Genomic DNA, 14,856 nt, shown 5'->3' on the forward strand with positions numbered 1-14,856 from the left:
CCCGTCCGGCGCTTGAGGACAGCGCGCGCAGCGTGCTGCTGCGGAAACGGTGAAAGGGCGGGTCCGGGGCAAAACCTCCCTACCGCACCGCTACGAACGCCTCCGCGCTCCGCGCGCCCCGCTCCCGCGGCGCCCCCGCCGCCCGCCCGACGGCGACGGCCCCCATCGGATCCCAGTCCTCCGGCAGGGACAGAACGTCCCTCACCACATCCCGGCAGAACATCGTCGACGACACCCACGCCGACCCCAGCCGCTCCCCCGCCAACGCCACCAGGAAGTTCTGCACCCCGGCCCCCGTCGCCACCACGAACATCTCCCGCTCCGCCGCGGCGCGCCGCTCGTCCGGGTAGTCGTGGGAGCCGTCCATCACCAGGCACGGCACGACCAGGTACGGCGCGTTGCGCAGCACGTCCCCGCGCTTGACGCGGCGCGCGATGCCCGCCTCGGAGCGGCCGTCCCGGCGCAGGTCCGCGATCCACGCGTCCCGCATCGCGTCCAGCAGCCGCGTCCGCGACTCCGCGGACTCCAGGAGGACGAACCGCCACGGCGTCGTGTGATGCGGCGCCGGCGCCGTCAGCGCGGCGGCCACCGCGCGCCGGACCGCGCCCGGGTCCACCGGATCGTCCGTGAACTCCCGCACCGTGCGCCGCAGCGACAACGCCTCGCGCACCGCCTCCGACGTCCCCAGCCGGAACATGTCGGACTCGGCGGACCGGACCAGCGCCCGGGCGTCCTCCGCGTCCTCGGCCACCACGTGCGGCAGCCCCCGGACCACCGCCACCGGCAGCCCGCCCGCCTTGCCCTTCACCAGGTCACCGGCGGCCGCCAGTTCGTCGGCGGTCGCGACGACCGTCGCGTTCAGCGGGTTGCCGTGCGCGTCCGTGCCGCCGCGCAGGTCGTCGAGGACGCGGACGCCGGCGGCGCCGATCGCCATGTCCGTCAGACCGCTGCGCCAGGGCCGGCCGGCCGTGTCCGTGATCACGACGCCGACGTCCACGCCGAGCTCGGCGCGGAGCCCGGCGCGCAGGGCACGGGCGGAGGCGTCCGGGTCCTCGGGCAGGAGCAGGACGGTGCCGGCCGGGGTGTTGGAGGCGTCGACGCCGGCCGCGGCCATGACGAGGCCGAGCCGGTTCTCGACGATGCGCAACGCACCGCGGCGGGCCACGACCCGGACGGTCTCGGCGTCGATCGCGGCCTCGCGGTCCTCCGCCTCGACGACGCGCCCCTCCGCCTTGCTGACGATCTTCGAGGTGACGATCAGGACGTCGCCGTCGGCCAGGCCGGGCGTCCCCTCGGCGGTGGCCGCCGCCGCGACGAGCTTGACCAGGTCGTCGCCGGGCCGGACCTCGGGGATGCCGGGCAGGGCCCACACCCGGTAGGCGGGAATCACGCGCGTACCTCCTCGGCCAGGGCGAGCGCCTCCGCGGCCATCCGCGCCGTCGCCTCGATGTCGGTCATCATCAGCGGGACGGCTCGGCAGCGTATGCCCGCGGCCTCCACACCGGCGGCCTCGGCCGCGTCCACGGTGTCCACCAGCCAGCCGTCCAGCAGGCCGGCACCGTAGTGCCGGGCCACGGCCCCGGCGGTGGACTCCACGCCGACGGCCGCCAGCACCTTGTCGGCCATGCCGCGCACCGGCGCGTCGCCGACGATCGGCGAGAGGCCGACGACCGGCGCCGCGGCGCCCGCGACCGCCTCGCGGACGCCCGGCACGGACAGGATCGTGCCGACGCTGACGACCGGGTTGGACGGCGGGAAGAGGATGACGTCCGCCGCGCCGATCGCCTCCAGCACGCCGGGCGCGGGCTCGGCCTGCTCGGCGCCGACCGGGACGATCGCGTGGGCCGGCACCTGGGCGCGCAGCCGCACCCAGTACTCCTGGAAGTGGACGGCCTTCCGTCCGCCGTCCTCGTCGTCGATCAGGACGTGGGTCTCGACGCGGTCGTCGCTCATGGGCAGCAGCCGCACCCCCGGCTTCCAGCGCTCGCACAGCGCCTCGGTGACGGCGCTGAGCGGATAGCCGGCGGAGATCATCCGGGTGCGGACGATATGCGTCGCGAAGTCGCGGTCGCCGAGCCCGAACCACTCGGGCCCGACGCCGTAGGCGGCCAACTCCTCCTTCACGGCGAAGGTTTCACCGGCCCGGCCCCAGCCCTGCTCCTCATGGATGCCGCCGCCGAGCGTGTACATCACCGTGTCGAGGTCGGGACAGACCTTGAGTCCGAAGAGGTGGATGTCGTCACCGGTGTTCCCGATGACGGTGATGTCCGCGTCAGGGACTGCTGACTTGAGGCCGCGGAGGAAGCGGGCGCCCCCGATCCCGCCGGCCAGAACCACAATGCGCATGTGGAGCAGTGTGTCAGTCCGGGGGCGCTCACTGACGGGCGGGCGCCGGGGAGTTGCGGAGTGCGACCACATCGCGCCGGTCGTGGAACCGGTCGTGGAACGGCATTTCGGTCAGACCGGGGAAGTAGACGTGCAAGCTGACCGCCGGCTCCACCGAGTCGTTGACGACCTCGTGGATGTGGCCGGGGGCGAAGACCCGCTGGTCACCGGCGCCGAGGCGGCGCCGGACCGTGCTCCCCGGCGCGCGGTGCGTCTCGGTGAGCTCGCCGTGCAGGACGGTGAGCACCCCGGAGGAGCGGCCGTGGTCGTGCAGCCCGCTGCCCTGGCCGGGCACCCAGCTCAGCAGCCACACCTCGTAGCCGGGCCCGGTGCGCAGCCGGTGGTACCAGCGGCTGACGGCGTCGTAGCGGACGAGGTGGGACCAGGCGGCGCGGTCGGCGGCGATGGAGCGGGCGAGGCCGGCGAACTCGGCCACGGTGGCCGGGTGGGCGGCCGGCGGCGGCATGAGATGCGGGACGGCGAGCGGGTCGCCGGCGATCTGGACGTCGCTGTTCATGAAGGGTGGGTTCCTCGGTACGGCGGACCGACCGGGGCGCGGCAGCCGGAAGAGCGGCGCCACGGACCGGCCCGGGCAGGCGAAGGGAAAGAAAGAGAAGAGGGGAGAAAGATCAGCCGGAGCTCTGCGGCATCAACAGCTGGAACAGCGACAGCGCGCCTGCACGGCACAGCGCGACCCGTAGGCACGGGTCAGGCCGGACGGGGCGGGTGCGGTCGCGAGCATGCAGACAAGGAGACCGGCACGGACCGCGCGGTGTCAACCGGATGTCCGTTTTGATGCCAATCTTTCACCTCATCCGGTAACGGAGCCCGGTGAAGGGTTTGTGTCGGCGTGCGGCAGGACAATCGCCCGGCATCCTGGTCCTCAAACATCCTCCGACGCCCCGGTGCAACTGGATCGCCGCGGACGACGTCCCTCTCATTGGCGAGGGACTCTCGGGACGCTTGTGGCGGGCGGGAGATGTGTCCACTCTTGTGGCGATTTGGCAACTTTCCGCTCGGCCTTGGTTCCGCAGAGTGAATAAGGGGCCCAATAGCAGATCTCGGCTTGACTGGCCCGGATCGGCGCACTTGTAATTTCACTCGTGTCGTTCTGCCGTACCTGATCACGGCAGCATCACGGGGACGCAATGACAGACGAGGGGCGCACATGACCGAGCTGTTTCAGCAACTGCTGGTCGAGGAGGCGGACGAGGAGCTCGGCTGGCAGGAGCGCGCACTCTGCGCCCAGACCGATCCCGAGTCCTTCTTCCCCGAGAAGGGCGGTTCCACCCGCGAGGCGAAGAAGGTCTGCCTCGCCTGTGAAGTCCGCTCCGAGTGCCTCGAATACGCTCTCGCCAACGACGAACGCTTCGGCATCTGGGGCGGGTTGTCCGAGCGCGAGCGCCGCCGCCTGAAGAAGGCCGCGGTCTGAGGCGACGTCAGCCGCCCGCACCGGCTGCGCCACCACTCCACGCCACGCCGGCACCACCCCGCACCATCCCCGCCCGGACCAGGGCCGACGCCGTCCGGCCGGGCACCGCGCACGGGTCCGCCGTGACCCGGGAGCGTGAATAGGCCAGGACCCCGTCCGGCCCGCCCGAACCCGATACCCGCTCGTACCGCACGGTCCGCCTCCCGCGCCCCGCACTCAGGAGGCGGACCGCCGTGTTGTCAGCCACTAGTCTGGGGTGCCGTCCGTGACGCACCGGCGCCCCCGAACCGGGGTCGCACACGTCCACCGCAGTCCAGCACCGCGGTCCCGCCGGGAGCACGCCTCCCGTACGACCGGCCGGAGGGCCCGTACCCCGATGTCCGCGCACAGCAGCCACGCGTTCGACCTCACCCACCCCCCGGCGTTCCCCCGGCACGTCGTCACCGCCGTGCTCGTCGCCCACGACGGCGCCCGCTGGCTCCCGGACGCGCTCGCCGGGCTGCTCGGCCAGGACCGGCCCGTCCAGCGGGCGGTCGCCGCCGACACCGGGAGCGACGACGGCTCCGCCCGGCTGCTCGCCGACGCGCTCGGCGACGACCGCGTCCTGCGCCTCGCCCGCCGGGCCGGCTTCGGCACCGCGGTGGAGGAGGCGGTGCGCGCCGCCCCCGCGCCCACCGCCGACGACCTGCCCTACCTCGCCGGCTCCAGCGGCTGGGACCCCGTCGGCCGCACCTGGCGCGAGGACCCCCAGGACTCCGACGGCCGCGGCGCCACCGGCGAGCCCGTGCAGTGGCTGTGGCTGCTGCACGACGACTGCGCGCCCGAACCGGCCGCCCTCCACGAACTGCTGCGGGTCGCCGACGCCGAGGGCGCCGCCGTCGTCGGCCCCAAGCTGCGCAGCTGGTACGACCGCCGGCAGCTGCTGGAGGTCGGCGCCGCCATCGCCCGCGGCGGCCGCCGCTGGACCGGCCTCGACCGCCGCGAGCAGGACCAGGGCCAGCACGACCAGGTGCGTTCCGTGCTCTCCGTCTCCAGCGCCGGCATGCTGGTGCGCCGCGACGTGTGGGAGGCGCTGGGCGGCTTCGACGCCCGGCTGCCCCTGATGCGCGACGACGTCGACTTCTGCTGGCGCGCCCACGCCGCCGGCCACCGCGTCGTCGTCGCCCCCGACGCCGTGCTCCGGCACGCCGAGGCCGCCTCCCGCGAGCGCCGGCCCGTCGACTGCGCGGGCCGCAAGCCGGTCCCGGCGCACCGGGTGGACAAGGCCGGTGCCATCCACACCCTGCTCGCCAACGCCCGTGGCGCGGCGCTGCCTTACGTCCTGTTCCGGATCCTCCTCGGCACCCTGCTGCGGGTCCTCGGCTACCTCGTCGGCAAGGCGCCGGGTCCCGCCCTCGACGAACTCACCGGCCTCGGCGCCGTCCTGCTGCGGCCCGGCCGCGTGCTCGCCGCCCGCAAACGGCGGGCCGGGGCGACCGTCCCCGCCAAGGAGCTGCGCCCCCTCTTCCCGCCGCCCGGCGCCAGCCTGCGCGCCGCGTTCGAGCAGCTGACGGCCGCGTTCGGCGGGCGGCCGGACGCCGGCTCGTCGTCGGCCGGCCGGCACGGCGCGGTCGAGTCCGGGCCCGGCGGCGACGACGCGGACTACCTGGACATCGAGCAGTTCGCCCGGATCAAGCGGCTCGCCCGCAAGCCGGCCCCGGTCCTCTTCGCGCTCCTGCTGCTGGTCTCCGCCCTCGCCTGCCGGGGGCTCTACGGCGGTGGCGCGCTGTCCGGCGGCGCCCTGCTGCCCGCGCCCGACGGCGTCGGCGGGCTGTGGTCGCGCTTCGCCGACGGCTGGCACGCCGTCGGCACCGGCGACACCGCCGGCGGCCCGCCCCACCTCGCCGTGCTCGCGGCCCTGTCGGTGCTGCTGCTCGGCTCGGTGAACCTGACCCTCACCCTGCTGCTCGTCTGCTCGGTCCCGCTGGCCGGGCTGACCGCCTACTTCGCCGCCCGCCCGCTGGTCGAGTCCCGGCTGCTGCGCGCCTGGGGCAGCGTCGCCTACGCCTTCCTGCCCGCGGCCACCGGAGCGCTCGCGGCCGGCCGGCTGGGCACCGCGGTCCTGGCGATCCTGCTGCCGCTGATGGCCCGCGCGGCCGTCTCCGCCGGCGGCTTCCGCTCGGCGGGCGCCCGGCCCACCTGGCGCGCGGTCTGGGCGTACGCCCTCCTGCTCACCGTCACCACCGCCTTCACGCCCCTGGTGTGGCCGATCGCCGTTGCCCTGGGCCTGGGCGTGCTGGCCCTGCGCGTGCGCGGCGGGCAGCTCGCCGCGCACGGACCGGCGTTCCTCGCGGTCGCCCTGACCCCCGTCCTGGTGCTCGCCCCCTGGTCGTTCGGCCTGTTCGCGCACCCGGGCCGGTTCCTCGACCAGGCCGGGACGGAGTACGGCGGCGGCACGACCACCCCGCTGCTCCTGCTCCTCGGCGACCCCGGCGGGCCCAACACCTTCGGCGGGCTGGCGCTGGCCGGCGTGCTGCTGGCCGCGCTCGCCGCGCTGCTGCGCGCCGACCGCCGGCCCGTCGTCCTCACCGCCTGGGCCGTGGCCCTCACCGGGATGCTGGGCGCGGCGCTCGCCAACCACTCCGCGTGGGCCGGGCCCGCCACCCTCGTCCAGGGCCTGGCGCTGATCGCGGCCGCCGCGGTCGGTGCCGAGGGCGCGCGCGAGCGGGTCGCCGCGCGCAGCTTCGGCTGGCGGCAGCCGGTCGCCGGACTCGTCGCGCTCGCCGCCGCCGCGGGCCCGCTGTGTGCCGCCGTCGCCTGGGCGGCGGGCGGGGCGGGCGGCCCGCTGGAGCGGCGGGACCCGGTCCAGGTCCCGGCGTTCGTCGCCGAGGCCGCCACCACCCGCGACCAGGCCCGCACCCTCGTGCTCGGCGGCACGGCGGACGACCTCGCCTACGCGCTCGTCCGGGGCTCCGGCGTGCGTATGGGCGACGAGGCGCTGGGCGGCGGTCGTGACCGGCGGTTCGACGGCGTCGTCGCGGACCTCGTCTCCGGCTCCGGCGCCGACCAGGCCGGCCGGCTGGCCGGGTACGCCGTCGGCTTCGTGCTCGTCCGCGACGGCGCGGCCAAGGAGGCCGGCGCCGCCCTGGACGCCACGCCGGGCCTGACCCGGCTCAGCCAGGAGGGCCGCACCGCGCTGTGGCGGGTGGACCGCGAGGTCGCCCGCGTCACCGTCGTCTCCGGCGGATCCGCTCCCGTCCCCGTCGCCTCCGGCCCGGTCGGCGCCCGCGCCGACCTGCCCGCCGGTTCCGGCGGCCGGGTCCTGCGCCTCGCCGACAAGGCGGCGCCCGGCTGGCACGCCACCCTCGACGGCAAGGAGCTCGAGCGGACCACCGTCGACGGCTGGGCCCAGGGCTTCCGGCTCCCGGCGAACGGCGGCACGTTGACGCTCTCCTACGAGACGCCGCTCACCCGCACCGCCTGGGTGTGGACCCAGGCCCTGCTCGGCGTCGTCCTGGTCGTCCTCGCCCTGCCGGGCCGCCGGCGCCACGTCGACGACGACCTGCCCGAGGCCGCCGCACCGGCCGCGGCCGTGCCCGCGCAGGCACCGGCCGGGGAGGGCCGCCGGGCGCGGCGACTGCGCGCTGCCGCGGAGCCGGCGCCGACGGCTCCCGTCGCGCCGGAGCCCGCTCCGGAACCGGTGCAGCACGACCCCTACGCACAACCGTCGGCCGACCCGTACGCCGCCGTGCCCCAGCAGCCCTACGCCCAGGCCTCCGCCGCCGAGGGCTGGGAGGCGTACTACGGGCAGCAACAGCCCTACCAGGAGGGCGCGTACGACGGCGGCTACGCGCAGCAGGCGTACTACCCCGACGGGACCTACCAGGCGGACCTCTACGCGGGCGGCGCCCACGACCCGTACGGCTACGGCACGCAGCCCCACGACACGACGTACGGCGGGGCCGACGCGGCCCGCCGCGACGGGAGCGAGCAGCAGTGAAGCGCACGACCCTCTCCCTGTTCGCGACGGCCGCGGCGCTCGCCGCCGTCACCGGCGTCGCCCTGGTCACCGGCCCGTCGCAGGACGGCACCGCCGCGCCCCGGCCGTCCGCCGCGCGGATGCCCGTCCAGCACACGTCCGTGCTCTGCCCGGCGCCCACCTCCTCCGAGGTGGGCGAGACGACGTACACCGCCTACGCGCCCGGCGGCGGCCGGGGCGAGACGAAACCGGCCGACCTGCTGCCCGCGGCGGACGGCAAGAAGGACGACGCGAAGAAGAGGGACGGCAAGCCGGTTCTCTCCCTCAAGGCACCGGGCAAGCCGGTGACCGCCACCACCGACCGCTCCGACGCCCCCGCGCTGACCGGCTCCGCCGACGGCGCGCTGGCCCCCGGCTGGACGGTGCAGCAGACCACCACGATCGCCGCCGGCAGCGGGCGCGGGCTGCAGGGGCTGACCTGCACGGCGCCGGACACCTCGTTCTGGTTCCCGGGCGTGGCCACGGCCAAGGGCCGCCAGGACTACGTCCACCTGACCAACCCCGACGCCACCACGGCCGCCGTCGTCGACCTGGAGCTCTACGGCAAGGACGGCCGCGTCGCCGCTCCCACCGGCGAGGGCGTCACCGTCCCGCCGCGTTCCACCGTGCCCGTGCTGCTGACCACGCTCCCCGAGACGTCCGACGGCACCGAGGGCGACCTCACCCTCCACGTGGCCGCCCGGTCCGGACGGGTGGGAGCCGCCGTGCAGTCCAACGACGACAAGCTGGGCGGCGACTGGCTGCCGGCCTCCGACGCCGGGACGGGCGCGGTGCTCCCGGGCATCCCGGCCGACGCCACGTCCGTGCGGCTCGTCGCCTTCGCGCCCGGCTCGGACGACGCCGATCTGACGCTGCGGCTGGCCGGGCCCAGCGGCACCATCCGGCCGGCCGGTCATGAGTCGCTGCACGTCAAGAGCGGGATGACCGCCTCGGCGGATCTGGGGGCCATCACCAAGGGCGAACCGGGGTCGCTGCTGCTGACGTCCGAGGGCGGCGTCCCGTTCACCGCCGGGCTGCGGGTGACCCGGGGCAAGGGGGACAAACAGGAGACCGCGTTCGTCCCGGCCGTCCCTCCGATCGGCACCCGGGGCACCGTGGCGGACGCCCGGGCGAAGGGGACGACGCTGTCGCTCACCGCTCCCGAGAAGGACGCGCAGGTCAAGGTGGTCGCCTCGGCCGGTAGCGAGGGCGGCGCGCCGGCCTCGCGGACGTACACCGTCAAGGGCGGCACCACGCTGACGGTCGAGCCGCCGACGCCCGCGGGGGGCAAGGGCGTCTGGGCGGTCGGTGTGGAGAAGGTGTCCGGCGGGCCCGTGCACGCGTCCCGGATGCTGGCCCTGCCCAAGGACGGCGTCCCGGCGTTCACGATCCAGCCGCTGCCCGACGACCGCTCCACGGTGGAGGTCCCGGCGGTCCGTCAGGACCTGTCCGCCGTCACCCGCTGACGGGCGCTCAGTCCTGGCCGTAGCGCGGGTCGACCGACTCGGGGGCCAGCCCCAGCAGTTCGGCGACCTGCTCGACCACGACCTCGTGCACCAGCAGGGCCCGCTCGTCGCGGCTCTTGGTGCGGATCTCCACGGGACGGCGGTAGACGACGATCCGGTCGGGCCGGTCGCCATGGGCCGCGACGTAGCGGCCGAGCGGCACGGACTCGCCGTCGAGGAACTCCGCGGGGGGCTCGCCGTCCTCGCCCGGGACGGGCACCTCGCGCACCGCGAAGTCCACCGACGCCAGCTGCGGCCAGCGGCGCTCCAGCCGCTCCGCCGAGTCGTGGACCAGGTCGACGAACGCCTCCGCGCGGCTCACCGACAGCGGCACCTGCGGCGGAGCGATCGGGCCGCGCATGCCGCGGCCGTGCCGGTCGCGGTGGCGCGGGCGCGGGCCCGCCGGGCTGGAGTCGCCGCCGGCGGCGGCCGGTGGCGGTACGGGGCTGTCCATCACCCCCGAGGGTATCCGCCGCCCGGCCGTGTACGCGCCGTAGCCGCGCATCTCATCGGATGTCGCCCGATGAGCGTTCCGGTCATCCTTGCGATCGGATAAAGCCACCCATGAGACCGGTGATCGCATGCCGAATGACACTATGGTGGCCAGGTGATGACTAAGTCCCAGGGCCGCGCCTCCCGTCGCGGTCGCTCCCCGCGCAGGTCAGCCAGGCGGTTCGGGGCCGGTGTCCACGGGACGCTCCGGCACGACACGGAGGGGTGAGCCAGGAGTGAGTCGTCGCGGCCCGCTCAAGAGTGCGGTACCGTCCAACGTCGTGAGCCCTGTACGTCGCTGTTCGCGCACCGCGTGCGGCCGCCCGGCCGTGGCGACGCTGACGTACGTCTACGCCGATTCGACCGCGGTCCTCGGCCCGCTCGCCACCTACGCCGAGCCCCACTGCTACGACCTGTGCGCCGAGCACTCGGAGCGCCTGACCGCCCCGCGCGGCTGGGACGTCGTCCGCCTCGCCGTGGACTCCGGCCCCGCCCGCAGCAGTGACGACCTCGAAGCGCTGGCCAACGCCGTGCGGGAGGCGGCCCGTCCGCATCCGCAGGAGCGCGCCGCGGGCGCCGGGCCGGCCGTCGGCCCCGTCGGGCCGAGCACCCGCGAGGTCAACCCGATGGAGGTGGCCCGCCGAGGTCATCTCAGGGTGCTGCGCTCGCCGGACTCCTGACGCCCTGTGGGCACCGTCCCTTTACGTCCGTGACGCTTCGTCGTCGGCCGTTCGCACACCGTCCTCCGCCGGTTCCGGGCCGGGACCGCCGTCCGCCGTCCGGATTGTCGGTCCCGCCAGGTAGGTTGGGGTCCCTGTTCCAGGACTCCAGGAGGGGTTGACCGTGGCCGATCTGTCGCAGCTCGTGAAGGCCTACGACGTGCGTGGTGTGGTCCCCGACCAGTGGGACGAGAAGCTCGCCCAGCTCTTCGGCGCCGCCTTCGTCGAGGTGACGGGTGCCGCAGCGATCGTGGTCGGGCACGACATGCGGCCCTCCTCGCCCGGTCTCTCGCGGGCCTTCGCGCAGGGGGCGGCCGCCCGCGGCGCCGACGTCACCGAGATCGGCCTCTGCTCCACCGACCAGCTGTACTTCGCCAGCGGTCACCTGGACCTGCCGGGCGCCATGTTCACGGCGAGCCACAACCCGGCCCAGTACAACGGCATCAAGATGTGCCGCGCCGGCGCCGCGCCCGTCGGCCAGGACACCGGCCTCTTTGAGATCCGCGCCCTCGTCGAGGGCTGGACGGAGAGCGGGGCGCCCGAGGCCGCCGCCCGCCCGGGCACGGTCACCCAGCGGGAAACCCTCGCGGACTACGCCGCCCACCTGCGCTCCCTGGTGGACCTCAGCGGCGTCCGGCGGCTGAAGGCCGTGGTCGACGCGGGCAACGGCATGGGCGGGCATACCGTCCCCACGGTCCTCCAGGGCCTGCCGATCGACGTGGTCGCGCTCTACTTCGAGCTCGACGGCACCTTCCCCAACCACGAGGCCAACCCGCTCGACCCGAAGAACCTGGTCGACCTCCAGGCCAAGGTCCGCGAGACCGGCGCCGACATCGGCCTGGCCTTCGACGGCGACGCGGACCGCTGCTTCGTCGTCGACGAGCGGGGCGAGCCGGTCTCCCCGTCCGCCATCACCGCCCTCGTCGCCGCCCGCGAGCTCGCCAAGCACCCCGGCGGCATCGTCATCCACAACCTCATCACCTCCCACTCGGTGCCCGAGGTCGTCCGCGAGCACGGCGGCGAGCCCGTCCGCACCCGCGTGGGGCACTCCTTCATCAAGCAGGAGATGGCCCGCACCGGCGCCATCTTCGGCGGCGAGCACTCCGCCCACTACTACTTCCGCGACTTCTGGAACGCCGACACCGGCATGCTCGCCGCGCTCCACGTCCTCGCCGCCCTCGGCGAGCAGGACGGCCCGCTCTCCGAGCTCGTCCGCGCCTACGACCGCTACGCCGCCTCCGGCGAGATCAACAGCACCGTCGCCGACCAGCCCGGCCGGGCCGCCGCGGTCAAGGCCGCCTATGCCGGCAGGGAAGACGTCACCGTCGACGAGCTCGACGGCCTCACCGTCACCGCTCCCGACTGGTGGTTCAACCTCCGCGCCTCCAACACCGAGCCCCTCCTGCGGCTGAACGTCGAGGCCCGCGACGCGGAGACGGTCGCCCGCGTCCGCGACGAGGTCCTCGCCATCGTCCGGGCCTGACGCCCGTCACTCCCGTGGGGCCACGCGGCGCGTGGCCCCACGGCCCGGCGGTACCCTGACCGCACAGCTGGAACGCACGAAGACGCACACCTCCCGAAGGGAACCCCCATGCCGCTCGAAGCCGGCCTCCTGGAGATCCTCGCCTGCCCGGCGTGCCACGCCCCCCTCCGCGAGGCTGCGGCCACCGAGGCAGAGGGCGCCTCCGACGAGACCGCCGAGCTGGTGTGCACGAGCGAGGGCTGCGCCCTGGCGTACCCCGTCCGCGACGGCATCCCCGTCCTGCTGGTGGACGAGGCCCGGCGCCCCGCCTGACCCACCGCGCCCACCCGACGGCGATCGGAGACTGATCAACGGTGTTCGACGAGTCACTGCTGGACGATCCCGACGCCCTGTCCCGCGCGGACGTCCACGGCCTCCTGCGCGGCGCGGCCGAATCCGGCGCGCGGGTGCGCACGGCGGCCCGCAACGCCGCCGAGGCGGGCGTCGGCTCCCTGCGGCCGGACGGCCGGCCGCGTGCCCTCCTCGTCGCCGGTCCCGGCCCGGCCGTCGGCTCCACCGCCGACCTGCTGGCCGCCCTGTGCGGCGGCAGCTGCCCGGTGACGCACCTCCGCCCGGCCGGCGTCGCCCCGGCCCCCGGAGCTCTGCGCTGGACGCTCCCCGGCTGGACCGGCCCGCTCGACCTGCTGCTCGTCGTCAGCCCGGACGGCACCGAGCCGGGCCTGGCCCAGCTGCTGGAGGCCGCCTACCGGCGCGGCTGCCCGGTCGTCTGCGTCACCCCGGCCGGCTCGCCGCTCGCCGACGCCACCGCCCAGGCCCGCGGCCTGGCCGTCCCGCTGACCAGCACTTCGTACGAGGCCACGATGGCCGGCGACGACGCCCCGAGCGGCGGTGAGAACGTCCTGCCGACCGGCCCCGGCACCCTCTGGTCGCTGCTCACCCCGCTGCTCGTGCTCGCCGACCGCATCGGCCTGTTCGACGCCCCGGCCTCCGCCCTCGACGCGCTCGCCGACCGGCTCGACGAGCTGGCCGAGCGCTGTGGCCCGGCGATCGCCACCTACAGCAACCCGGCCAAGACGCTGGCCGCCGAGCTCGCCGACACCCTCCCGCTCATCTGGACCGAGGGCGACCTCGCCGCCGCGGCCGGACGGCGCTTCTCCACCGTCCTGGCCGCGCTCGCCGGCCGTCCCGCGCTCGCCGCCGAGCTGCCCGAGGCGCTCACCGCCCACGGCACCCTGCTCTCCGGGGCGTTCGCCGCCGGAGCGGATCCGGAGGACTTCTTCCGTGACCGGGTGGAGGACCCGGAGGCGCTGCACGCCCGGGTCGTCCTCCTCCGCGAACGGGCCCCGGCCGTCACCTCACCGGCCCCCGGCGCCCGCGACCTCGCCCTCCACCGCGGCACGCCCATCAGCGAACTGGAGGCGGCCGACGACGGGACACCGCTGGAGACCGCCGCCGACCTGCTGGCCGTCACCGATTTCGCCGCCGTCTACCTGGCCCTCGCCGGCACCCCCTAGCGGGCCGCGCGAGCCGGCCCGACCCGTACAACACGTCAGGAACCGCCTCATGGACCGCCTCGCCAACACCGTGCGCCCCTACGCCTGGGGCTCCACCACCGCGATCCCCGAGCTCCTCGGCACGCCGGTGACCGGTGAGCCGCAGGCCGAGCTGTGGCTGGGGGCCCACCCCGGCGCCCCGTCCCGCGTCGACCGCGGGGACGGCCCCCGCCCCCTCTGCGACGTCATCGCCGCCGACCCGCACGGCGAGCTCGGCGCCGCGGCCGTCCGGGAGTTCGGGCCCACCCTGCCGTTCCTGCTCAAGCTGCTGGCCGCCGCGGCGCCGCTCTCGCTCCAGGTGCACCCCGACCGGGCCGGCGCCGCCGCCGGGTTCGCCGCCGAGGAGGCCCGGGACATCCCCCTCGACGCCCCGCACCGCAACTACAAGGACACCAACCACAAGCCCGAACTCCTCTGCGCCCTCACCCACTTCGACGGCCTGTGCGGCTTCCGCGACCCGGCCGCGACGGCGGACCTGCTCGCCGCCCTCGACGTCGACTCGCTCAAGCCGTACGTCGACCTGCTGCGTGCCCACCCGGAGGCCGACGCCCTGCGCGAGGTCCTCACCGCCGTCCTCAGTGCCGACCGCGCGGCCATGGCGGAGACCGCCGTCGCGGCCGGCGCCGCGGCCGAGCGGCTGGCCGGGCAGGAGGGCCCGCACCGGGACGACTACGCCGCCTACGCCTTCGTCGCCCGGCACTACCCCGGCGACCCGGGCGTCATCGCGGCCATGCTCCTCAACCACGTACGGCTCCAGCCCGGCGAGGCGCTCTACCTCGGCGCCGGGGTGCCGCACGCCTACCTCGACGGACTCGGCGTCGAGATCATGGCCAACTCCGACAACGTGCTGCGCTGCGGCCTGACGCCCAAGCACATCGACGTCCCCGAACTGCTGCGCGTCGTCCGCTTCGAGCCGAGCGTCCCGGGCGTGCTGCGTCCGGAGGCGGGGCCGGACGGCGAGGAGGTGTACGCCACGCCGGTGGGGGAGACCGCGGCCGAGTCCGTGGACGAGTTCCGCCTCTCCCGGTACGTACGGCCCGTCGGCGCCCCGCCGCACCCGCTGGACGCCCGCGCCCCGCAGATCCTCCTGTGTACCGCGGGCACCGCCCGCCTCCGGGGGGACGACGGTGAGCAACTGTCCCTCGCGCAAGGGGAGTCCGCCTTCGTCCGGGCAGGGGAGCATGCCGTGCTGGACGGCGCGTGCACCCTCTTCCGCGCGACCGTGGCGGTCTGACCCTGCGACAATGGCCCGCCTAGGCGGCAAAGAAACAGCAAAGCCGTCGGCAGGCT

Annotated in this window: 12 protein-coding genes; 8 read left to right on the forward strand and 4 right to left on the reverse strand. The window is 75.5% G+C overall.

All coding sequences use genetic code 11. The features are described from left to right. Window positions 1–79: 79 nt before the first annotated feature. From I5Q34_RS00080 to I5Q34_RS00090, 3 genes are read right to left on the reverse strand one after another with little or no spacing between them, the layout of a single operon-like run. A complete protein-coding gene (locus tag I5Q34_RS00080) occupies window positions 80–1,390 on the reverse strand; it encodes a coenzyme F420-0:L-glutamate ligase (RefSeq protein WP_199889979.1) in 1,311 nt (436 codons plus the stop codon). Further along, complete coding sequence (cofD, locus tag I5Q34_RS00085) at window positions 1,387–2,346, reverse strand: 2-phospho-L-lactate transferase (protein ID WP_199889980.1); 960 nt, start codon at window positions 2,344–2,346, stop codon at window positions 1,387–1,389. The genes I5Q34_RS00080 and cofD overlap by 4 nt, the downstream gene beginning before the upstream one ends. Before the next feature lie 28 nt (window positions 2,347–2,374). After that, on the reverse strand, window positions 2,375–2,902 hold the full coding sequence (locus I5Q34_RS00090) for a cysteine dioxygenase family protein (RefSeq protein ID WP_199889981.1): 528 nt from the start codon (window positions 2,900–2,902) through the stop codon (window positions 2,375–2,377). A gap of 651 nt (window positions 2,903–3,553) precedes the next feature. Here I5Q34_RS00090 and I5Q34_RS00095 point away from each other — a divergent pair. The 3 genes from I5Q34_RS00095 (at window position 3,554) to I5Q34_RS00105 (ending at window position 9,280) form a co-directional block, all read left to right on the forward strand. Next, entirely contained in the window at window positions 3,554–3,817 is a 264-nt protein-coding gene (locus tag I5Q34_RS00095; protein WP_004952403.1) for a WhiB family transcriptional regulator, read from the forward strand. Between the two features lie 376 nt (window positions 3,818–4,193). Beyond that, window positions 4,194–7,796 (forward strand): glycosyltransferase family 2 protein, encoded by a 3,603-nt coding sequence (locus I5Q34_RS00100; RefSeq protein WP_199889982.1) that lies wholly within the window; start codon window positions 4,194–4,196, stop codon window positions 7,794–7,796. Next, on the forward strand, window positions 7,793–9,280 hold the full coding sequence (locus I5Q34_RS00105) for a DUF5719 family protein (protein WP_199889983.1): 1,488 nt from the start codon (window positions 7,793–7,795) through the stop codon (window positions 9,278–9,280). The genes I5Q34_RS00100 and I5Q34_RS00105 overlap by 4 nt, the downstream gene beginning before the upstream one ends. A 7-nt stretch (window positions 9,281–9,287) precedes the next feature. Here I5Q34_RS00105 and I5Q34_RS00110 read toward each other — a convergent pair whose 3' ends face one another. Beyond that, window positions 9,288–9,773: a metallopeptidase family protein gene (locus I5Q34_RS00110; protein ID WP_199889984.1), complete on the reverse strand. Its 486-nt coding sequence runs from the start codon at window positions 9,771–9,773 to the stop codon at window positions 9,288–9,290. Window positions 9,774–10,047: 274 nt separating this feature from the next. Here I5Q34_RS00110 and I5Q34_RS00115 point away from each other — a divergent pair, with 274 nt between their 5' ends. The 5 genes from I5Q34_RS00115 to manA all read left to right on the forward strand — a co-directional run bounded on the left by I5Q34_RS00115 (window position 10,048) and on the right by manA (window position 14,800). Beyond that, window positions 10,048–10,491, forward strand: coding sequence for a DUF3499 domain-containing protein (locus I5Q34_RS00115; protein WP_199889985.1), 444 nt, complete (start codon window positions 10,048–10,050; stop codon window positions 10,489–10,491). Between the two features lie 163 nt (window positions 10,492–10,654). Next, window positions 10,655–12,013, forward strand: a complete 1,359-nt coding sequence (locus tag I5Q34_RS00120; RefSeq protein ID WP_199889986.1) for a phosphomannomutase/phosphoglucomutase — start codon at window positions 10,655–10,657, stop codon at window positions 12,011–12,013. A 108-nt stretch (window positions 12,014–12,121) separates the two neighbouring features. Further along, on the forward strand, window positions 12,122–12,325 hold the full coding sequence (locus tag I5Q34_RS00125; protein ID WP_199889987.1) for a Trm112 family protein: 204 nt from the start codon (window positions 12,122–12,124) through the stop codon (window positions 12,323–12,325). A gap of 41 nt (window positions 12,326–12,366) precedes the next feature. Then, complete coding sequence (locus I5Q34_RS00130; RefSeq protein WP_199889988.1) at window positions 12,367–13,527, forward strand: SIS domain-containing protein; 1,161 nt, start codon at window positions 12,367–12,369, stop codon at window positions 13,525–13,527. Between the two features lie 49 nt (window positions 13,528–13,576). Then, window positions 13,577–14,800: a mannose-6-phosphate isomerase, class I gene (gene manA, locus I5Q34_RS00135; protein WP_199889989.1), complete on the forward strand. Its 1,224-nt coding sequence runs from the start codon at window positions 13,577–13,579 to the stop codon at window positions 14,798–14,800. Window positions 14,801–14,856 lie beyond the last annotated feature (56 nt).

This window comes from Streptomyces sp. AV19 (assembly GCF_015999245.1).
GTDB lineage: Bacteria > Actinomycetota > Actinomycetes > Streptomycetales > Streptomycetaceae > Streptomyces.

What these genes read in the sequence shown, in the direction of transcription:
- manA (WP_199889989.1), top strand. Translation starts at nt 13,577, where the DNA reads ATGGACCGCCTCGCCAACACCGTGCGCCCCTACGCCTGGGGCTCCACC.
- I5Q34_RS00110 (WP_199889984.1), bottom strand. Translation starts at nt 9,773, where the DNA reads ATGGACAGCCCCGTACCGCCACCGGCCGCCGCCGGCGGCGACTCCAGC.
- I5Q34_RS00095 (WP_004952403.1), top strand. Translation starts at nt 3,554, where the DNA reads ATGACCGAGCTGTTTCAGCAACTGCTGGTCGAGGAGGCGGACGAGGAG.
- I5Q34_RS00090 (WP_199889981.1), bottom strand. Translation starts at nt 2,902, where the DNA reads ATGAACAGCGACGTCCAGATCGCCGGCGACCCGCTCGCCGTCCCGCAT.
- I5Q34_RS00100 (WP_199889982.1), top strand. Translation starts at nt 4,194, where the DNA reads ATGTCCGCGCACAGCAGCCACGCGTTCGACCTCACCCACCCCCCGGCG.
- cofD (WP_199889980.1), bottom strand. Translation starts at nt 2,346, where the DNA reads ATGCGCATTGTGGTTCTGGCCGGCGGGATCGGGGGCGCCCGCTTCCTC.
- I5Q34_RS00125 (WP_199889987.1), top strand. Translation starts at nt 12,122, where the DNA reads ATGCCGCTCGAAGCCGGCCTCCTGGAGATCCTCGCCTGCCCGGCGTGC.